The sequence below is a fragment of the Mesorhizobium sp. ESP6-5 genome (assembly GCF_020164695.1).
In the GTDB taxonomy this organism is placed as follows: Bacteria; Pseudomonadota; Alphaproteobacteria; order Rhizobiales; family Rhizobiaceae; genus Mesorhizobium; species Mesorhizobium australicum.
Map to the genome: position 1 here is coordinate 17477 of NZ_JAIUGR010000022.1, position 20404 is coordinate 37880.

Genomic DNA, 20404 nt, shown 5'->3' on the forward strand with positions numbered 1-20404 from the left:
TGTGTTGGCGGCACCGACAGGGCGGGTGAGAGTATTGACCAGTGACATTTCTCGCTCCAAGGGAGTCCCGTGATCGGGCCCGATCGGCCCGACGTCGTGGGAATGGATAGAAGGCCGGCGTCCCCTCAACGTCCCTGCATGGCCGTGGTCGGATCGATGGAGCGATTGGAATTCCGATTTCTGGGTTTTCCGGAGTTCCGCTTGAACGGCCGGCGGGTGGAACTCGCCCTGCGCAAGGCGGCAGCCCTCCTCATCTATCTCGCCGAGGCCAGCGGGCCGGTGGCGCGCGAGGTCGCCGCCACGCTGTTGTGGCCAGAAGCCGACGAGCAGGCCGCACGCGCCCGCCTTCGGCGCACGCTGTACAAAATCCGCATCGCGTTCGGCAACGAGATCATCGCCGCCACAGGCGTCTCGCTAAGCCTGCACCCGGCGTTGTCCGCCGAGATCGACACCAGGATTTTCGAGCAGGCCTGCAATTCCGGCGCTCTCGACAAGGCAGCCGAGATCTACAAAGACGACTATCTCGCCGGCTTCTTGCTGCCGGACTGTCCGCAATTCGAGGAATGGGTCTTCTTTCGGCGAGAGACGTTGCGTGGCCGGCTGGTGCAGGCGCTGGAGCGGCTCGTCGACGCCAAGATCGCCTACAGCCAGCCTCGTGGCGCGGTCGTTCACGCGACACGGCTGGTGGCACTCGACCCCTTGAGCGAAAGCGCGCACCGACATCTGATCCGTGCCCATCTGGCGGCCGGGGACAGGGCGGCGGCCGAGCGGCAGATCGACACGTGCATCCGGCTCTTGCGGGACGAACTCGGTGTAGCGCCGGACCCCGCCACGCTTGCCATGCTGAGCCAGCCAACTCAGGACGCCGCCCTGGACGTGCCCAGGACGCGCTATGTCGCGGTGGGCGGCATCCACATCGCGTACCAGATCTTTGGCAGCGGCCCGACGGACATCGTGCTTGTTCCCGGCTTCATTTCACATGTCGAGCGTATCTGGGAAGACCCGGGTTGCCGCGCCTGGCTGACCGCGGTTTCGCGCCTAGGTCGCCTGATCCTCTTCGACCGGCGCGGCATGGGACTTTCCGACCGAGTCGGTGCCCGCCCCACGGTCGAGGCGACGGCGCAGGATATTCTGGCGGTCATGAACGCGGCCGGCAGCCGCCGGGCCTTGCTGGTCGGCGCATCGGAGGGTGGGCCGGGCTGTATCCGTTTTGCGGTCCAGCATCCCGATCGGCTGACGGGCCTTGTCTTGTGGGGCTCGCTCGCCAAAGGCAGCCGTGCACCTGACTATCCCCACGCCTTGACCATCGCGCAGTATGATCTGTGGAAGCAACGGCTGCTGGCGGGCTGGGGTGGCGCGGCGGAAATCGACACCTTCGCACCGAGCCTCGCTGGCGACCGCCAGGCGAGGACCTGGTGGGCCGGATTGCTCAGGGCAGCCTCCAGCCCGGGTGCGGTCGCCGGGCTGCTCGACGCGTTGCGGGACACCGATGTCCGTCACCTCCTGGCAAACGTCTCCGCCCCGACGATGATCCTACACCGTTCCGGCGACCGCGCCGTGCGCATCGAGGCGGGGCGGTTCCTAGCGACCAAGATTCCAGGCGCGCGGTTTATGGAGGTCGATGGCGACGACCACTGGTTCTGGGTCGGCGACCAGCAGGCGCTGCTCGACGGTATCGGCGCGCTTGTGCGACACGGCTGATCCGGCCTCACGCCGTCTTCTGCGCCACCAGCCCGAGTTCCTCGGCCATCGCCTGACGCATCAGGAATTTCTGCGGTTTGCCGGTCACCGTCATCGGCAATTCCGTGCGGAAGCGAATATGGCGCGGCACCTTGTAGTGGGCGATCTGGCCCGCGCAGAACGCCTTGATCTCCTGCTCGGTGGCGACCTGGCCGGGTTTGAGCACGATCCAGGCGCACAGCTCCTCGCCATATTTGGCGTCCGGGATGCCGAAGACCTGCACTTCCCGCACCTTGGGATGGCGGTAGAGGAATTCCTCGACCTCTCTGGGATAGACGTTCTCACCGCCGCGAATGACCATGTCCTTGACGCGGCCGACAATGTTGCAATAGCCCTCGGCGTCGATGGTGGCGAGGTCGCCGGTGTGCATCCAGCCATCGCTATCGATCGCCTCGCGAGTCTTTTCGTCGTCGTCCCAATAGCCCTTCATCACCGAATAGCCGCGCGTACAAAGCTCGCCCGGCGCGCCGACCGCAACGGTGGCGCCGTCGACGGCGATCGCCTTGACCTCGACATGCGGGTGGATGCGCCCGACAGTCGAGACACGCTTTTCCAACGGATCGTCGGTGCTGCTCTGGAACGAGACCGGACTGGTCTCGGTCATGCCGTAGGCGATGGTCACTTCAGCCATGTGCATGAGCGAGACCACCTTCTTCATCACCTCGATCGGGCAGGGCGAACCGGCCATGATGCCGGTGCGCAGGCTGGAGAGATCGAAGGTCGGGAAATCCGGATGATCGAGCATGCCGACGAACATGGTCGGCACGCCGTAGAGGCCGGTGCAGCGCTCCCGCGCGATCGCCTTCAGCGTCAGGCCCGGATCGAACCCCTCGCACGGGAAAACCATGGTCGCGCCCTTCGACACACAACCCATGGTGCCCATCGACATGCCGAAGCAGTGATAGAGCGGCACCGGGATGCAGAGCCGATCGTCGACGGTGAGCTTGATAGCCGAGGTGACGAAATTGCCGTTGTTGACGATGTTGAGATGGGTGAGCGTCGCGCCCTTGGGTGCGCCCGTCGTGCCTGAGGTGAACTGGATGTTGATCGCATCGCCAGGCTTCAGCCCTTCCGAGATGCGGTCGAGGCTATCATGCTCGTCGCGACCGGCCATGGCCAGCACGTCGCCGAAATTGAACATGCCTGGCGAGTTCTCCTCGCCCATACGGATGACGATCCTGAGCGCCGGCAATTTCGCAGCCTTCAGCTTGCCGGGTGTCGCCGTCGCGATCTCCGGCGCCAGAGTCTCGATCATGCCGAGATAGTCCGATGTCTTGAAGCTCGCCGCCGTCACCAGTGCCTTGCAGCCAACCTTGTTCAGGGCATATTCCAGCTCGGTCAGCCGGTAGGCCGGATTGATGTTGACTAGGATCAGGCCGATGCGGGCGGTGGCGAATTGCGTCACCAGCCATTCCCAGCGGTTGGGCGACCAGATGCCGACCCGGTCGCCCTTCCGGAGGCCGAGCGCCAGAAAGCCGGCGGCCAGTGCATCCACCGTGTCCGACAGTTCGCTCCACGTGAAGCGCTTGTCCTGGCCGACGAACACGGCGGCATCGAGCGTGCCGTATTTGCCGACGGTGTCGGAGAACAGCGCGGGAATGGTCTTGTCGAGCAGCGGCACTTTGCGGTCGCCCGAGACATGCGCCCTGCCATCGACCGGTGCAATAAAGACGCTGCCGGCGCGCGCGCCGCGTCCGCGCAGATTGGTGGCATTCTTCAGCTCGTCGAGATTGACCGGCATCGCTGTCTCCTCCCAAGACTGGCCGAACCTATCAGCCTGCCGGGACGCTGGAAATCCCGTCGATGGTACTGGAGCCCCTTCCCTGGAGGTCGCTATGCGACCGCTGCCGCCATTTTCGCGACGATGTCGCGCAAAACGGCGTCGTCGGCCGCTGCACGTGTCTTCCTCGACGCGACCAGACAGGCCTGCGACTTCAGCACGACGCCGTCGGCCAGCACCTTGAGATGGTTGGCGCGCAGCGTCGAGCCCGTGCTGGTGATGTCGACGATGACGTCGGCGAGGCCGGCCGCCGGCGCGCCCTCGGTGGCGCCGAGGCTCTCGACGATGCGATAGACCTGAATGCCGTGCTTTTGGGAGAAGAACTGCTGCGTCAGCCGCCAATATTTGGTGGCAATCCGCAGCCTGCGGCCATGGCGCTGGCGGAAATCGGCGGCGACATCGTCGAGATCGGCCATGGTGTCGACATCGAGCCAGATCTCGGGCACCGCGACCACCACATCGGCATGGCCGAAGCCGAGGCGGGCGACGATCTCGGCCCGCACTTCCCAGTCAGCGAGATTTTCCCGCACCAGGTCCTCGCCGGTGATGCCGAGATCGACCGCGCCTTGGCCTATTTCGCCCGATATTTCGGAAGCCGACAGGAAGAGCACTTCGACATTGTCCAGGCCCTCGACGCGGGCATGATACTTACGCTCGTCGCCGGGCAGGCTGACGGCGAGGCCGGCCTTGGCCAACACCTCCAGCGCCTGCTCCTTGAGCCTACCCTTCGAGGGAACGGCGAGCGTGATCATGATGCCGCCCCCCGCAGCGCCTCGATGCGGTCGAGCCACACCGAAAAGCCGACGCCGGGGATCGCGGTCTTGGCACCGAGCAGCGTCAGCAACCGGTCGTAGCGCCCGCCACCGGCCAAGGCGCGCTCGCCGTCGGCGGCCGCGATTTCGAAGACGACACCGGTGTAGTAGTCGAGCGGACGGCCGAAAGCGGCGTCGTAGCGGATTTTTTCGGAGGGCAAGCCATGCGCCTCGATCGCCTTGGCGCGGGCCGAGAATTTTTCCAGCGCCGCACCCAGCGAAAGTCCGGCGCCGGCCGCGAAGGTTTCCAATGCCTGGGCCGCGCCATCGAGCGGCACGTCGATCGCCAGAAAATCTTTCAGCGCCGCGAAAGCCTCGTTCGACAGCCGCACGCTGCGCAACTCGGCTTTCTCGATCAGCCGCCGCGCGATATCCGACGGCGCGCGCCCGGCCGATGCTGACAAGCCGGCTTCCTCCATGCCGCCGGCAATATGCTGGGAAAGACGGTCCAGATCGCCATCGAGGACAAGCGCCGCGACCGGCCCGGAGATCTGGCTGTTGCGCTGTGGGTTGGCGAGGTCGGCGAGTGCTGCCTCCAGCATCGGCGCCGAGCCGAAGGCGCGCGCCAGCCGCATGCGCCAGCCGCGCGGCAGGCCGAGCGCCGCCAGCACCGCCTCGAAAATCGCCTGGTCACCAAGCGTGACGGCCAGCGACTGCCTGGGCAGCACCAGCGACAGCAATGCGTGTGCATCGGCCACTGAACGAGCATCGGCTTCGGCCGTGTCGCGGTCGCCGAGATCCTCGATGCCGGCCTGGAAGAACTCATTGCCGCCCTCGCGGCGCTGGCGAAACACTTCGCCCAGATAGGAATAGCGGCGCGGCGTGCCGGCCTGGCTGGCTATGTGGTCGAGGCAGACGGGAATGGTGAATTCGGGCCGCAGGCAGAGCGCCTGCCCGGTCTCGCTTTCGGTCAGGAAAATGCGACGGCGCAAATCCTCACCGGCCATATCGAGGAAGGGATCGGCCGGCTGCAGCACCGCGACTTCCACCGCATGCGTGTTGCGCGCGGCGAAGAGGGTGGTGATGTCGGTGGCGATCGCGGGGCGGGAGGTCATAGACAGGTTGGGCGCGAGGCCCCCCCCTCCGGCCTGCCGGCCATCTCCCCCGCAAGGGGGGAGATCGGCAGCTTCGGGCTCGGCGCGTTTTTCCCAACATCGGAGATTGGCGAAAACCTACGCGACATCCCATCTCCCCCTTTTCGGGGGAGATGGCCGGCAGGCCAGAGGGGGGTGCTCAAGCGCCACCCTTGGCGCGATCAGCGGCCTGCGCCGCCAAAATCTTCTTCACCTCGGCGACCAGTTCGCTTTCCGCCACGGTCACCTGGGCCGGCCGCGCCGCACGCCATTCGGCGTTGTCGGTGATCTCCGCCGACATACGCGCGCCTTCGATCAGGTCCTTGATCTGCAATTCGCCCTTGGCCCGCTCGTCGCCGCCCTGGATGACGGCGATGGGGCAATCGCGCCGGTCGGCATATTTGAGCTGCGCCTTCATGCCGGCGCCGCCGAGATACATTTCGGAGCGAATGCCGGCGGCGCGCAATTCCGAGACCATCTTCTGATAGCGGCCGAGGCTTTCAGTATCCTTGTCCATGACCAGCACGACGACCGGCGCGATCACTTCCGATACGTCCAGCTTGCCGAGGTTCTTCAGCGCCGTCATCAGTCGCGAGACGCCGATGGAAAAACCGGTCGCCGGCACCGGTTCGCCACGGAAGCGCGAGACCAGACCGTCATAGCGGCCGCCGCCGCCGACCGAGCCGAAGCGCACGATCTGGCCGTCTTCATTGGGGATTTCGGCCAGGAGTTCGGCCTCGAAGACGGGGCCGGTGTAGTATTCGAGGCCGCGCACGACGGAACGATCCATGGCGATACGGTCCTCGGCATATCCGGCAGCCCGGACCAACGATTCGATGGTCGCAAGTTCGCCAACGCCCTCCTGGTAGACCGCGTTCCCGCTGACGCTGGCATCCAAACCCGCCTGCACATTTCGCGCTGTCGCCATAAGAACAGCCTCGGCTTGCGTTTCATTCAGCCCGGCGCCCTTGGCGAAGTCACCCTCGCCTTCCTTGCCGCCGTCCCAGCGCCCCGGGCCAAGCAGAAGCCGGACACCGTCCGGACCGAGCTTGTCGAGCTTGTCGATGGCGCGCAGCACCGTCAGCCGGCGGCCGGCATTTTCCTCGCCGCCAAGGCCGATCGCTTCCAGCACACCGTCCAGCACCTTGCGGTTGTTGACGCGGATGACGTAGTCGCCGCGCTTGATACCGAGCGCTTCCATGACGTCGGCCATCATCATCGCCATCTCGGCGTCCGCCGCGACGCCCGGCGTGCCGATCGTGTCGGCGTCGAACTGCATGAACTGGCGAAAGCGGCCGGGCCCGGGCTTTTCGTTGCGGAACACCCAGCCGGAACGGTAGCTGCGATAGGGTTTTGGCAGGCGTTCGAAATTCTCGGCGACGAAGCGCGCGGTCGGCGCGGTCAGGTCGTAGCGCAGCGACAGCCACTGGTCGTCGTCGTCCTGGAAAGAGAACACGCCTTCGTTCGGCCGGTCCTGGTCGGGCAGGAATTTGCCCAACGCATCGGTATATTCGATCAGCGGCTGGTCGGCCGGTTCGAAGCCATAGAGCTCATAGACCGAGCGGATCGTCGCCATCATCTTCTCGACGGCGCGGATATCCTCGGCGCCGCGGTCGGCAAACCCGCGCGGCAGCCGCGCTTTCGTCTTTTCCGATTTGTCGGCCATAATCTGGGCACCCGATGTTCATGACTTCGTGACGCGGCAAATCTAGCGCGTTCACAGCGCGCGTTCCTAACCGATGAAGCCGGGAGCGGCAAGGGTTGGCGCCCGGCAGCGCACCCGACGAGATCAGGAAGAATCGAAACCCCCTGAAACAAAAACACGCCGGAAATGAAACAATGCCGCCACGGGCGCGGCATCGTGCCGACACAATCGCGGCCGATATAGCGCACCGAAACGAAGAGGTTCGGGACATGACCAGCGCAACGGAATTTGAGGCCAACAGCGAGGCCGGCGAAGTGCCGACGCGCCTGCGCCCGGCGGGCACCCATGCACCGCAAATGGTTGGCCGGGCTGCCAGGCCGTTCGATGTGCCGGTAGGCACCAGCAAGGATCCTTCCCTGCGCGACGCGTTGGTGACCGGTCTGCTGGTGATCTATCCGACGGTCGCCACGGTGGCCGCAATCGTCGCCGGGCTGTTCCTGGCCAGCGCCAACGGCACCTGAGCTGCCCGCGGCTATTTCGGCCGCTGGAAAGCCTTCCGCTGCTTCTCGACCTCCTTACGGCACACGCAGCCTTCGAGATGGTCGTTGACCAGGCCCATGGCCTGCATGAAGGCGTACACGGTGGTCGGGCCGACGAAAGTCCAGCCGCGCTTTTTCAGGTCCTTCGAAATCCGAACGGAAACCGCGGTGGTCGGGTTGGCGCGCAGATGGGCGAGGTCGACGATCTCCGGCCGCTCCTCCTTGCCGGGTTCGAACTTCCAGAACCAGGCGGCCAGCGAGCCGAACTCATCCACCATCTCGCGGGCGCGTTTGGCGTTGTTGATGGTCGAGACGATCTTGCCGCGATGGCGGATGATGCCGGCGTTGCCGAGCAGGCGCTCGACATCCCGTTCGTTGAAGGCGGCGACCTTGTCGAAGTCGAAGCCAGCGAAGGCTTCGCGAAAATTCTCCCGCTTGCGCAAAATGGTCAGCCAGGACAGGCCCGACTGAAACCCTTCCAAGCAGATCTTCTCGAACAGCCTGCGGTCATCGGCCACCGGCCGGCCCCATTCATGGTCATGGTAATGCAGATAATCGGGCAGATTGCCGTGCCAGAAGCAGCGCACGACACCATCAGGACCGGCAAGCAGGCCGGTGTTTTCATTGCTCATCCCAAGAAATCCATCCGTTAACGCGCTTGCGCGCTGTCTTTACCGTGGCTTTACCAGATTCCTGAACCGGGCGGTAACCACACCAAAGAGTTTACCGGCAGAACCGCATTTTACGCATTCCGATTCATGTTTCGGTTGCTGCTCGCCGCCAATGATCGCGCAAGCCGGGAGCGTTCTTGCCTGGCATATTAGACGATCAAGGTGCGTTCCCGATGAAGAGAGTTCTGTTTCCCTTGCTCGGCGCCGTGGCTGTGTTTGCCGCCGGCGCCACACCCTCAATCGCCAACGACCGCTATGCCGACAGACCGCCGGTGATGGTGAGCCCCGACCTTTCCGCGCCCTGGGTGCTGCAGCTCGGCCATGCGCCCGGAATCGTGCGGCAGAACCGACAGGCCGTGCAGCAGCAGCCGCGCCAGCGCACCGCGCAGCCGGCACAGCCCGACAGCGTACAGACGGCCGCCGTGCAGGCGCCTGCCAAACGCATGGTCATGCGCCGGCAGATCAACCCCGTCTACCTGCCGCAGGAAGTTGCCTATGACGGCGCCCAGAAGCCGGGCACCATCGTCATCGATACCACGCAGAATTTTCTCTATCTGGTTGAGAAGAACGGCAAGGCGCGGCGCTACGGCGTCGGCACCGGCAAACCCGGCTTCGAATGGTCGGGCACCCACAAGATCACCAACAAGCGAGTCTGGCCGGACTGGCGTCCACCGGCCGAGATGATCAAGCGCGAAGCGGCCAAGGGCCGATACCTGCCGACCTATCTGGCCGGCGGCATGGAAAACCCGCTCGGCGCGCGCGCTCTCTATCTCGGCACGACCGAGTACCGCATCCATGGCACCAACCAGCCCTGGACGATCGGCGGCGCGGTATCATCGGGCTGCATCCGGATGCGCAACGAGGACGTGGTCGACCTTTATGAGCGGGTCAATGTCGGAACCACCGTCGAGGTGATATAGTGGCAGCGAATCAGCCGGTTAAGCAGTGCTGAGCAGGTTTTGGCGCGCTGTTGCCCTTAAGTCATAGCGCACTTTTGGAAGACGTGCTTAGACTGGCAACGAGTTAACGGGGGACGGGCCGTGTGGGGATACGGCCAGTCACGAGAGGGCAGCACGGGTAACCGGGCTGCCCTTTTCGTTTCACGGTGCGACAGGTCGCCCCGGAGGCACGGTGTTTCGTTTTCAGGGCTGATTTCCGGGCCGTGTTCTGCTATTGCAGTGCACAATTTCCCCACCAAAGGTTCGAACCATGTCCGTGTCCGACGACAGCCGCTATCTCAGGGGCGGCCCGGTTGCCCAGCGCATCATCGCCGCCGTGCGCGAGGACGCGACCATTGCCAAGGCCGAGGGCTTTCCGCCCAAGCTGATCTCGATCACCGTCGGCGATACCGACGCCGTCGACGTCTATGTGCGCAACCAGCGTGCCAAGGCTCAACTCGCCGGCATCGATTTCGAGGAACGGCGCTTTCCCGCCACGATCACCTCAGGTGAACTCGAAGCAGCCATCCATGGGCTGAATGCCGATCCGCGTGTCACCGGCATCATCATCCAGCGGCCGGTGCCGACGCATATCCCGATCAAGATGCTGCAGGCGGCCGTGCATCCGCTGAAGGACGTCGAGGGCATGCATCCGGCCTCGATCGGCAACATCGTGTACAACCAGCTTGATCTCGCACCTTGCACGGCGGCCGCCTCGGTCGAACTGCTCAAGGAAACCGGCCTCGACCTCAAGGGGCTGGAAGTAGTCATCGTCGGCCATTCGGAAATCGTCGGCAAGCCGATCGCCTTCCTGCTGATGAGCGAAGGCGCGACGGTGACGGTCTGCCATCATATGACACGGTCGGTCGCTGCCCATGCGCGGCGCGCCGATGCGCTGTTCGTCGCTGTTGGCAAGCCGCGGCTGATCAAGGCCGACATGGTCAAGCCGGGTGCCGCCGTCATCGACATCGGCATCAATTCGGAGGTCGGACCGGACGGCACGAGCCGCATCGTCGGCGACGTCGACACCGACAGCGTCAAGGAAGTCGCCTCGTGGATCACGCCGGTGCCGGGAGGCGTCGGTCCGCTGACGGTGGCGATCCTGCTGCGCAATACCATGGTCGCGCTCAGCCGCCAGCGCGCGCTCTACGAGGCGACCTACGGCACGGCCGACAGGCTTGCGGCTGAATAGCGCCCGGCCTACTCCGCCGCGACGAGGCTCTCATCCAGGATGCCATCCGGCCTCGGCCCGCCATAGGCCCAGTCGAGCAGTTTGATCGTGTGCACCACCGGCATGCTGGCGGCGGATGCGATCTGCGTGATGCAACCGATATTGCCGGTGGCGACGATCGAGGCGCCCGTCGCCTCGATGTTTTTCACCTTACGATCGCGCAGCCTGGCCGAAATCTCGGGCTGCAGGATGTTGTAGGTGCCGGCCGAGCCGCAGCAGAGATGGCCCTCGCGCGGCTCGCGCACAATGAAACCGGCCTTGGCGAGCAGCTCCTTCGGCTGCCGGGTGATCTTCTGGCCGTGCTGCATCGAGCAGGCCGAGTGATACGCAACGACAGTGCCGGGCTTGCGCACCGGTTCAGGGAGCTTGAGACTTGCCAGATATTCGGTGATGTCCTTGGCCAGCGCCGACACGCGCGCGGCCTTGTCGGCATAGGCCGGATCGAGCCGCAGCATGAAGCCGTAGTCCTTGATCGTCGTGCCGCAACCCGATGCGGTGATGACAATGGCGTCGAGCCCGCCCTGCTCGATGGAGCGTGTCCAAGCATCGATATTTTGCCTGGCCGAGGCAAGGGCGGCTTCTTCCCGCCCCATGTGATGAACCAGGGCGCCGCAGCAGCCCTCGCCCGGTGGCACCACGACCTCGACACCGAGCCGCGTCAGCAGCGAGATGGTGGTGTCGTTGATGGCGGGGTCAAGCACCGATTGCGCGCAGCCGGTCAGGATGGCGACACGGCCCTTTTTTGCCCCCTGACCGGCATGGATACCCGGTAAAGCCATCGGCGAGGCCGCCGGGATCGATGCAGGCGCGAGCTTGAGCATCGCGGCGAGCGGCTTCAGTGCAGGAATCTTCTCGAACAGGCCAATGAAAGGCTTGCCCAGCCTCGCAAGCTTGAGCGCGGCGCGGAAGCGTTGGGGATAGGGCAGCACGAAAGCCAGCATGGCACGGGTCAGCCGGTCGAGCAGCGGCCGCTTGTAGGTTTCCTGGATATGGGCACGAGCATGGTCGACCAGATGCATGTAATTAACGCCTGATGGACAGGTGGTCATGCAGGCCAGGCAGGAGAGGCAGCGGTCGATATGGGTGACGATTTCCTTGTCGGCGGGGCGGCCGTTTTCCAGCATGTCCTTGATCAGGTAGATGCGCCCGCGCGGCGAATCGAGCTCGTTGCCAAGCGTTACATAAGTCGGGCAGGTGGCGGTGCAGAAACCGCAATGCACGCATTTGCGCAGGATCTTTTCGGACTCGGCGACATCAGGGTCGGCAAGCTGGGCGGGCGAAAAATTGGTCTGCATCTCTGATGTCCTAGGCCATGCGGCCGGGATTGAGGATGTTCTTCGGGTCGAATTCCTGTTTCAGGCGCTGACTCAGCGCGGCAAGCGCCGGCGCCTGTGGCTCGAACACCGGTAGCGCGGCGCGATGGGCGGGGGCAGCGCGCACCAGCGTCGCGTGGCCGCCGCCATGTTTCCGCAACAGCCCACGAAGCAGGGTGGCTTCGGGATCGCCCTCCTCCATGCGCAGCCACACCAGCCCGCCCTGCCAGTCGTAGAAGGCACTGACGGCGGCCTGCATGCGTAGGGCCAGAACCATCTGGTGCCCCTGAGCGGGCGTCATCGAGACCCGCCAGACCGGCTTTTCGCTGCCGTCAACGAAGGGCCTGATATCGCGCACGTCGCGCCAGATTGCCTTGGAGGTCTCACCGGAAATCTCCTCCAGCGGCCCGGCGTTGCCGAGCAGGGTGTTCAGCGCGGTGATGCGATAGGCAACCGACGGGCCAAAGCCCTCGACGCGCAGCAGCGTGGCGGCTTCACTGCCGAGCGTCCCGCCGGCAACGCGGGCGGCGATGCGCTCCGGCAGATGGGAAGCGCTCGAAACTTCCGCGCTGGAACCAAGGGCCAAGGCCATGGCGGCGCAGGCTGCATCATCGAGCAGGCCACGGACAGCGAGCGTGACTTCGGTCTCGGCCGCAGGCAGCACCTTGAAGGTGACGTCGGTAAAGACGGCCAGCGTGCCCCAGCTGTTGGCCATCAGCTTCGACATATCGTAGCCGGTGACGTTCTTGACCACGCGGCCGCCCGACTTGAAAGCTTCCCCCCGGCCGGAGACGACGTTGATGCCCAGGATATGATCGCGCGCGGCACCCGCCTTCAGCCGGCGCGGACCGGACAGGTTGGCGCCGAGCACGCCGCCGATGGTGCCTTTGCCCGGCTCGCCGCCGTGCAGCGGGCCGTAGTCCATCGGCTCGAAGGCGAGTTGCTGGCCGTTTTCAGCCAGCAGCCTTTCGATCTCGGCCAGCGGCGTGCCTGACTTGGCCGACAGCACCAGTTCTGCGGGTTCATAGAGGGTCACGCCCGAGAGTTTCGACAGGTCGAGCGTGTGCTCGGTCTGCAACGGATGGCCGATGGCGCGCTTGGAGCCATGGCCGAGAATTTCGAGCGATGCTTCTTCTGCCGTCGCCCAGGCAACCGTGGAGAGGACTTCGGCTGAAGTGGTGGGGGTGAAGGCGGTCATGCACGCGTGCCCTTCCTCTGCCCCGCAAAGCGGGCGAGAAGTGATAGGTCGCGTTTCTTCACACCCCCCTCTGTCCTGCCGGACATCTCCCCCGCAAGGGGGGAGATCAGATGCCGCATCGGATTTCGCCAACATCCAATGTCTGTTGAACGGCGAGATGCCGGAACTGCTAATCTCCCCCCTTGCGGGGGAGATGTCCGGCAGGACAGAGGGGGGTGTTCAAGCGCCAACATGTCCCTCAAAACCTCGGAATATCGGGAAACGCCACCTGCCCGCGATGCACATGCATGCGCCCCAGTTCGGCGCAGCGGCGCAGTTGCGGGAACACCTTTCCGGGATTGAGCAGATGGTTGGGATCGAAGGCGCACTTGACGCGCATTTGCTGGTCGAGGTCGACCTGGTTGAACATTTCCGGCATCAGGTCGCGCTTCTCGACCCCGACGCCATGTTCGCCGGTGAGCACGCCACCAACCTTGACGCAAAGCCTCAGAATATCAGCGCCAAAGCTTTCGGCCTTGTCGAGTTCACCAGGCACGTTGGCGTCATAAAGGATCAGGGGATGCAGATTGCCGTCGCCGGCGTGGAAGACGTTGGCGACGCCGAGGCCGTATTTTTGCGACAGCTCGCGCATGCCGGCCAGCACGCGCGGCAGCTCCTTGCGTGGGATCGTGCCGTCCATGCAGTAGTAATCGGGCGAGATGCGGCCAACGGCGGGGAAGGCCGCCTTGCGCCCGGCCCAAAAACTCAGCCGCTCCTGCTCGGACTGCGAGATGCGGCAGGTGGTCGAGCCGTTGCGAATGGCGATTGCCTCGACCGCCGTAATGAGATGGTCGACCTCGACGCCCGGCCCGTCGAGTTCGACGATCAGCAGCGCCTCGACGTCAAGGGGATAACCGGCACGGACGAAATCTTCCGACGCATGGATCGCCGGCCGGTCCATCATTTCCATGCCGCCCGGAATGATGCCGGCGCCGATGATGTCGGCCACGCATTGGCCGCCCTGCTCGCTGGTCGGAAAGCCGATCAGCAGCGCCCGCGCCGTCTCCGGCTTCTTCAGGATGCGCACGGTGACCTCGGTGACGACGCCGAGCAGCCCTTCCGAACCGGTCATGACGCCGAGCAGGTCATAGCCTTCCGCATCGAGGTGGCCGCCGCCGAGCCGCACCACCTCGCCATTCATCAGCACCATCTCGATGCCAAGCACATTGTTGGCGGTGAGGCCGTATTTCAGGCAGTGCACGCCGCCGGAATTCTCCGCCACGTTGCCGCCGATCGAGCAGGCGATCTGGGAGGATGGATCGGGAGCATAATAAAACTCCTCCTGCTCGACGGCGGACGTGATGCCGAGATTGGTGACGCCGGGCTGGGCGACGACGATGCGGTTGGGAAAATCGATCTCAAGGATCCGGTTGAACCGGCTCATGACCAGCAGCACCGCGTCTTCCAGCGGCAGCGCGCCGCCCGACAGCGAGGTGCCGGAGCCGCGCGGCACGACGCGGATGTTGCGGTCGTTGCAGTATTTCAGCAGACGGGAAACCTGCGCCACCGTCTCGGGCAGGACCACGACCAGCGGCACTTGCCGGTAGGCGGTCAGGCCATCACTCTCGAAGGCCCGCATTTCATTGGCCGCGTCGACCACGCCCTCGCCCGGCACGATGATGCGCATGTCGGCGACGATTTCGCTGCGCCGGCGCAGCGTCTCGGCGTCTGGCTTGGGCATGGCAAGGCCAGACATCGGCGCTTCCTCCACTCAACTGGTAAAAATGATTTACCAGCTAGCGACATTTGTTGCAAACCTTGCTTTGATGTCATCCGGGGCGGGTGCATGCAAGGCTTCCGCAGCGGCAATCTGCCGCTGCACATCCATCGCGCTTCGAAGCTTGGCGCGGTCTATTCGGCCGGATGCTTCGCCGGCTCGGAATGCATCTGTCGCACCCTGCGCACGCCCCACCAGACCAGCAGGATGGCGATCGGCACCGATGCGGCGGTAACGACCTCCGGCGCGAAGGCGTGGCCAAAGACCGACGCGCCCTTGGCGACATAGCCTATGAGGCCCACCACATAGTAGGAGACGGCGGCGACCGAGAGCCCTTCGACGGTCTGCTGCAGGCGCAGTTGCAGCCGGGCGCGGTTGTTCATCGAGGCGAGCAGGTCGCGGTTCTGCTTCTCGACCTCGACATCGACCCAGGTGCGCAACAGCGTAGTGGCACGGGTCAGCTTTCGCGACAGGTTGGCCTGGCGCTCCTCGACCGAGCGGCAGGTGCGCATGGCTGGCGCCATGCGGCGCAGCAGAAAGCCCGACCAGGTGTCGTAGCCCAGCACTGGCTCCTCATCCAGTGCCTCGAGCCTTTCAGTGACGATGCCGTCATAAGCGCGACTGGCGCCGAAGCGGTAAAGGCTGGAAGCGGCATCAGCCTCCAGTTCGGCGGCAAGCTCCGTCAGGTCGGCGAGCAGCGTCTGGCTGTCGCGGGTCTCGGCAACTTTCATTTCCAGGGTCGTCTGTGCCAAGCGATCCTCGATGCGGCGGGCGCGGCTGGACAAGGTGAGCGCCAGCGGCAAGCCGAGCATGGCAAGCGTGCGGTAGGTCTCGATGTCGATCAGCCGCTGCGACAGCGCGCCGGTGCTGGCCGGGGTCAGACCACGATCAAGCACCAGCATGCGGGTCATGCCATCGCCGTCCTGGCGGAAGTCGGTGACAATAGCCGCGCTGCCGCGCTCGACGAGCGAGTGACAGAGGCTGGTCGGGTCGAAGCCGGCGATCAGCCTCTCGTTCGCCTGCGTCCACTTGCGGATCTCGAGCCGGATGCCCGAGATGACGGTTCCCGGCGGCGAAAAGCCATTGCCGAACGGCGAATCCTCTTGCCCCCGGCCATTCTCGGCCAGCGGTCCTTCCCAGAGATAGGTCGAGAACTCCGTATGCCGCTCCCAGCGCAGCGTGCCCTTGCCCCATTTCATGGCGTGGTGGCGGGCATGACGCTCGGGGGCGGCGATGCCGGGGCGGCGCGACAGTTCCGAAAGCACGGCATGGTCGACCGCGGAGCCTCCTTCGGTCATGAAGGAGAGCTGGACGAGGACGCGCGGCTTCTCGACGAGTGGATGCGGACGGGCATGAACCTCGCCGAGCGCGCCGGGCCGGCCTTCATGCGCCGGAAAGCCCATGACGCTGCCTTGGCTGCGCGACTGGAATTCAAGATTGGACGTCTCGTCCGACACGTCTGGTCCCCCTGGTTTCGACCCTTCGTGCAATGGTGCCGTCTTGCGGCAATCGACAAGGGACGTAAACAGCAAAGTTTAGCGCGAGGCGACGTGCCAGCGCGATGCGAAAATCGACCGAACCAGGCGAATTGGATAAATAATTTGACCAGTTGGCGACAGACGCTTTAATCTGCGCGACATTCATTCCGTCCCCAGGCGCTTCCTTTGAGCGATATTTTCTCCAGGATCGAGCATTCGCGCACCGCCGACGAAGTCGTGCAGCAGATCGAAAGCCTCATCCTCGAAGGCGTGCTGCGCACTGGCGACCGGCTGCCGGGCGAGCGCGAACTGGCGCGTCAGTTCGATGTGTCGCGGCCCATCCTGCGCGATGCGCTGAAGGCGCTCGAAGGACGTGGGTTGCTGACGACCAAGGCCGGCGGCGGCACGCATGTCGCCGACATTATCGGCCAGTTGTTTACCAAGCCGGTGGCGGACCTGATCTCGACGCATCGCAAGGCGGTGACGGACTATCTGGAGTATCGCCGCGAGGTCGAGGGCATAGCCGCCGAATACGCGGCACGGCGCGCCACACCCGACGACCTCGCCCTGCTCGACCGCATCATGGCGCGCATGGATGAGGCGCATCGCACCGGCGACTTCGACGACGAGGCGGAAATCGACGTTGAATTCCACCATGCGATCTGCGAATGCGCGCACAACATCCTGCTCTTGCACACGCTGCGCTCCTGCTACCGCCTCTTATCGGAAGGCGTGTTCCAGAACCGGCTGCTGGTGTTCACCGTGCCGGGCGCGCGAGAGGCGCTGCTGGCGCAGCACCGGGCGATCCACACCGCGGTCAGGGCTGGCGATCCGGCCGCCGCCCGCCAGGCGGCGATGGACCACATGACCTATGTCGAGCGCTCGATGGCGGAAGCCGAGCGCAGCGGCGACTGGCAACGCGTGTCGCGGCTGAGGCTAAGGCAGCGCTCGGAAACCGGCGGCAGCGAACCAGCGCGCAGCCGCTCCTAGTTAATTCGATCAAGCAGGGACCATCATGAGCGACATTCTCACCATCGCAGACCTCAAGGATCTCGCGCGCCGGCGCGTGCCCAAGATGTTCTTCGACTATGCCGACTCCGGCGCCTGGACCGAGAGCACCTACCGGGCAAACGAGGAAGACTTCCAGAAGATCAAGTTCCGCCAGCGCGTGCTGGTCGACATGAGCAACCGCTCGCTGGAATCGACCATGATCGGCCAGAAAGTGTCGATGCCGGTGGCGCTTGCGCCGACAGGCCTGACCGGCATGCAGCACGCCGACGGCGAGATGCTGGCAGCGCAGGCGGCTGAGGAATTCGGCGTGCCGTTCACGCTTTCGACGATGAGCATCTGCTCGATCGAGGATGTCGCGTCGGTGACGAAGAAACCGTTCTGGTTCCAGCTCTATGTGCTGCGCGACAAGGATTTCGTCCTCAATTTGATCGACCGGGCGAAGACGGCGAAGTGCTCGGCGCTGGTGCTGACGCTCGACCTGCAGGTCCTCGGCCAGCGCCACAAGGACGTCCGCAATGGGCTTTCGGCGCCGCCCAAGATGACGCTCGCCAACATCGCCAACATCGCTGTGCGGCCTGGCTGGTGGATGGGCATGGCTGGCACGAAGCGCCGTACCTTCCGTAACATCGTCGGCCATGCCAAGGGCGTCGGCGATGTGGCTTCGTTGTCGTCATGGACGACCGAACAGTTCGATCCGCACCTGTCGTGGAAGGACGTCGCCTGGATCAAGGAGCGCTGGGGCGGCAAACTGATCCTCAAGGGCATCCTCGACAAGGAGGACGCGCTGATGGCAGCCAACACCGGCGCCGATGCCATCATCGTTTCCAATCATGGCGGCCGCCAACTCGACGGCGCATCGTCCTCCATCATGGCGCTGGAAGAGATCGCGGATGCGGTCGGCGACAGAATAGAAGTGCATATGGACGGCGGCATCCGCTCCGGCCAGGATGTGTTGAAAGCACTCTGCCTGGGCGCCAAGGGCACTTATATCGGCCGGCCGTTTCTTTACGGCCTGGGCGCGCTCGGCAAGGAAGGGGTTACCAAGGCGTTGGAAATCATCCGTAAGGAGATGGACATCACGCTGGCGCTGTGCGGAAAGCGTCTGGTCACCGACATGGGCAAGGACCAACTCCGGCGCTAGGCCATGACATCTGACCACGGAGATACCAGAACCTTGGCGGAACCCGGCATCCATTTCCTCGACGCACGCGGGCCGGACGGCGTGCGTCTCTACGCGATCGGCGACGTGCATGGCCGGCTCGACCTGCTGGCCGCCATGCACGGACAGATCGAGGCCGAGATCGCCAGGGACCTGGTCGCGGACTGGCGCATCATCCATCTTGGCGACTATGTCGATCGAGGGCCCGACTCCAAGGGCGTCATCGACTTCCTGATCGAAGCGCGCGAACGCGATCAGCGAAACATGATGCTGGCCGGCAACCACGACCTCGGCTTTCTCGACTTTCTCGAGACACCCGACCCCGAAGGGCTCTTCCTCCGTTTTGGCGGCATCCAGACCGCGCAATCCTATGGGGTGACGATCAACAACGGCAGCGGCATTTGGTTCGGCAAGGCCGAGTCAGCCATGCGCAAGGGCCACCAAGCCTTGCTCGCAGCCGTGCCGCAAAGCCATATCGACTTCCTGCGGTCGCTGCCGTTCTCGGTGACGTCAGGCGACTTCTTCTTCTGCCATGCCGGCATAAGGCCAGGCATTGCGCTGGAGAAACAGAATATCCAGGACCTGATCTGGATCCGTGACGTCTTCCACGATCACACCGGTCTCCTCCCGAAGATCGTGGTGCATGGCCACACGCCGGTCCCCGAGGCGGAAGTGATGGCCAACCGCGTCAATGTCGACACGCTTGCCTGGCAGTCAGGCAAGCTTACCGCGCTCGTCGTGGACGGCGCGGACAAACGCATCCTGGAAATGTCGATAAAGGAACCTTGAGGCCCCGGCGCCCAAGGGCGCGAGGATACTGGCGCGAGGGATACTCGCGCGAGCGATGCCTGGGCTTTAGCGCAGGGAGGCGGTGACGCCGTAGCCGTCGACCGCATTGTGGTTGTTGGCGGCATCGGCGGCATAGATGCCAAGGCCGCAAAGCACGATGGCGGACAGCATGGCAAAGGACAGAAGAGCTGCTTTCACGGACGTCATCTCTTGTTGAGCTTTCTGCATCTGTGCACGAGGCGGTTACCAATGCGTTGAAACGGAAAAATCGCTTCAAAGTTTCGACGATTTCGCGCTTCTAGGCGTGTTCTGTATCGATGGTGTGTCGCACGGGTCACACAAAAGGTTCATCCCGGTTGCACAGCCGATATAGCGCGCGCCTTCTAGGATAGCGGGCGGACACAAGCCAAGGATGAAAGGGTTTTCCCCAGACGGATTCCGGCCCACGTGCCAATTATGTCACGCGGTAGGACGCGGAAGCGAATGCTCAGATCGTCGCCACCCAGGCGCGGGCGATGGCGAGGCCGGCAGCATCGGCATCAGGGCCGTTGCGGGCCATTTCGTCCTCGAGCTCGCCGGCCCAGTCGGGATGGCGCGCGGCAATGGTCGGCGCGAAGGAGGAACTCCAGTTCTTCACCAGCGGACGGTCGGCCTCGAAATGGAACTGGAAGCCGTAGACGGCACGGCCGACGCGAAACGCCTGGTTTTCGGCGACATCGTTGCCGGCGAGCCGCACGGCGTCGTCCGGCAGCTCGAATGTATCGTCGTGCCACTGGAAGATCGGGAATGTTTCCGGCAGTGCAGACAGCACCGGGTCGGCCTTGGCATCCGGGGTCAATGACACGCCGCGCCAGCCGAATTCATTGGCGCCGCCAATGCGGTTCTCGCCGCCAAAGGCGCGGGCGACGAGTTGACCCCCGAGACAGATGCCGAGCACCGCGCGGTCCTTGCCGGCAAAATCGCGGGTCAGTTCCAGCAGCGCCGGGAAATAGGGATAGTCTTCGTCGTCCAGTGCATTCTGGCCACCGCCGAGCACCACCACGGCATCATGGCCGGTTGCGTCCCGTGGCAGCGCATCACCCTTGTAGGCAAGGCGCACATCGAGATCGGCACCCGCTTCCGCGAGCGCCGCGCCAACCTGGCCAAGGCCGGTATTGTCGAAGTTCTGGACGACCAGCACCCGCATGGCAAACCCTGCTGACATGAAAACGAGGAAACCAGCGATATCATGCCGCCAGTATCGCAGCCAAGATGCGTATCCCAGGAGAAAA

18 protein-coding genes are annotated in these 20404 nt (G+C 64.4%); 7 read left to right on the plus strand and 11 right to left on the minus strand.

From position 1 onward, the window contains the following. The first annotated feature begins 156 nt into the window (after positions 1 to 156). Positions 157 to 1701: an alpha/beta hydrolase gene (locus LB524_RS27720; protein WP_224531514.1), complete on the plus strand. Its 1545-nt coding sequence runs from the start codon at positions 157 to 159 to the stop codon at positions 1699 to 1701. Positions 1702 to 1708: 7 nt separating this feature from the next. Here LB524_RS27720 and LB524_RS27725 read toward each other — a convergent pair whose 3' ends face one another. From LB524_RS27725 to hisS, 4 genes are all read right to left on the minus strand, one after another. Beyond that, the gene (locus tag LB524_RS27725; RefSeq protein ID WP_140876658.1) at positions 1709 to 3481 is read right to left on the minus strand and encodes an AMP-binding protein; all 1773 of its coding nucleotides are present in this window, start codon (positions 3479 to 3481) and stop codon (positions 1709 to 1711) included. A gap of 92 nt (positions 3482 to 3573) precedes the next feature. Next, positions 3574 to 4272: an ATP phosphoribosyltransferase gene (gene hisG / locus LB524_RS27730; RefSeq protein WP_224531515.1), complete on the minus strand. Its 699-nt coding sequence runs from the start codon at positions 4270 to 4272 to the stop codon at positions 3574 to 3576. Beyond that, on the minus strand, positions 4269 to 5387 hold the full coding sequence (locus LB524_RS27735) for an ATP phosphoribosyltransferase regulatory subunit (RefSeq protein WP_140614565.1): 1119 nt from the start codon (positions 5385 to 5387) through the stop codon (positions 4269 to 4271). The genes hisG and LB524_RS27735 overlap by 4 nt, the downstream gene beginning before the upstream one ends. A 178-nt stretch (positions 5388 to 5565) precedes the next feature. Beyond that, complete coding sequence (gene hisS / locus LB524_RS27740) at positions 5566 to 7071, minus strand: histidine--tRNA ligase (protein ID WP_224531517.1); 1506 nt, start codon at positions 7069 to 7071, stop codon at positions 5566 to 5568. Between the two features lie 248 nt (positions 7072 to 7319). Here hisS and LB524_RS27745 point away from each other — a divergent pair, with 248 nt between their 5' ends. Then, positions 7320 to 7571, plus strand: a complete 252-nt coding sequence (locus tag LB524_RS27745; protein WP_224531518.1) for a hypothetical protein — start codon at positions 7320 to 7322, stop codon at positions 7569 to 7571. 11 nt (positions 7572 to 7582) lie between these two features. Here the strand turns inward: LB524_RS27745 and LB524_RS27750 are convergent, their stop codons facing one another. Then, positions 7583 to 8221 (minus strand): DNA-3-methyladenine glycosylase I, encoded by a 639-nt coding sequence (locus LB524_RS27750; protein WP_140614569.1) that lies wholly within the window; start codon positions 8219 to 8221, stop codon positions 7583 to 7585. A gap of 212 nt (positions 8222 to 8433) precedes the next feature. Here LB524_RS27750 and LB524_RS27755 point away from each other — a divergent pair, with 212 nt between their 5' ends. Then, positions 8434 to 9180, plus strand: a complete 747-nt coding sequence (locus tag LB524_RS27755) for a L,D-transpeptidase (RefSeq protein ID WP_224531520.1) — start codon at positions 8434 to 8436, stop codon at positions 9178 to 9180. Between the two features lie 289 nt (positions 9181 to 9469). Further along, positions 9470 to 10390, plus strand: a complete 921-nt coding sequence (locus tag LB524_RS27760) for a bifunctional 5,10-methylenetetrahydrofolate dehydrogenase/5,10-methenyltetrahydrofolate cyclohydrolase (RefSeq protein ID WP_224531522.1) — start codon at positions 9470 to 9472, stop codon at positions 10388 to 10390. Between the two features lie 8 nt (positions 10391 to 10398). Here LB524_RS27760 and glcF read toward each other — a convergent pair whose 3' ends face one another. The 4 genes from glcF to LB524_RS27780 form a co-directional block, all read right to left on the minus strand. After that, positions 10399 to 11724 carry a glycolate oxidase subunit GlcF gene (gene glcF / locus LB524_RS27765; protein ID WP_224531524.1) on the minus strand — a complete coding sequence of 442 codons (1326 nt, stop codon included), beginning with the start codon at positions 11722 to 11724 and terminating at the stop codon, positions 10399 to 10401. A 10-nt stretch (positions 11725 to 11734) separates the two neighbouring features. Beyond that, the gene (locus LB524_RS27770; protein ID WP_224531526.1) at positions 11735 to 12940 is read right to left on the minus strand and encodes an FAD-binding protein; all 1206 of its coding nucleotides are present in this window, start codon (positions 12938 to 12940) and stop codon (positions 11735 to 11737) included. 238 nt (positions 12941 to 13178) lie between these two features. Then, a complete protein-coding gene (locus LB524_RS27775; protein ID WP_224531528.1) occupies positions 13179 to 14675 on the minus strand; it encodes an FAD-linked oxidase C-terminal domain-containing protein in 1497 nt (498 codons plus the stop codon). A gap of 155 nt (positions 14676 to 14830) precedes the next feature. After that, positions 14831 to 16153: a DUF3422 family protein gene (locus tag LB524_RS27780; RefSeq protein WP_224531531.1), complete on the minus strand. Its 1323-nt coding sequence runs from the start codon at positions 16151 to 16153 to the stop codon at positions 14831 to 14833. Positions 16154 to 16360: 207 nt separating this feature from the next. Here LB524_RS27780 and LB524_RS27785 point away from each other — a divergent pair, with 207 nt between their 5' ends. The 3 genes from LB524_RS27785 to LB524_RS27795 are packed head-to-tail and all read left to right on the plus strand — an operon-like array spanning position 16361 to position 19133. Beyond that, entirely contained in the window at positions 16361 to 17164 is an 804-nt protein-coding gene (locus tag LB524_RS27785; RefSeq protein ID WP_140821117.1) for an FCD domain-containing protein, read from the plus strand. A 25-nt stretch (positions 17165 to 17189) separates the two neighbouring features. Then, positions 17190 to 18326: an alpha-hydroxy acid oxidase gene (locus LB524_RS27790; RefSeq protein ID WP_224531534.1), complete on the plus strand. Its 1137-nt coding sequence runs from the start codon at positions 17190 to 17192 to the stop codon at positions 18324 to 18326. Between the two features lie 33 nt (positions 18327 to 18359). Then, complete coding sequence (locus LB524_RS27795; protein WP_140821705.1) at positions 18360 to 19133, plus strand: metallophosphoesterase; 774 nt, start codon at positions 18360 to 18362, stop codon at positions 19131 to 19133. A 66-nt stretch (positions 19134 to 19199) separates the two neighbouring features. Here LB524_RS27795 and LB524_RS28960 read toward each other — a convergent pair whose 3' ends face one another. Continuing rightward, positions 19200 to 19331, minus strand: a complete 132-nt coding sequence (locus LB524_RS28960) for a hypothetical protein (RefSeq protein WP_013893872.1) — start codon at positions 19329 to 19331, stop codon at positions 19200 to 19202. A 289-nt stretch (positions 19332 to 19620) separates the two neighbouring features. Beyond that, positions 19621 to 20319 carry a type 1 glutamine amidotransferase gene (locus tag LB524_RS27800; RefSeq protein ID WP_224531564.1) on the minus strand — a complete coding sequence of 233 codons (699 nt, stop codon included), beginning with the start codon at positions 20317 to 20319 and terminating at the stop codon, positions 19621 to 19623. Positions 20320 to 20404: the final 85 nt, after the last annotated feature.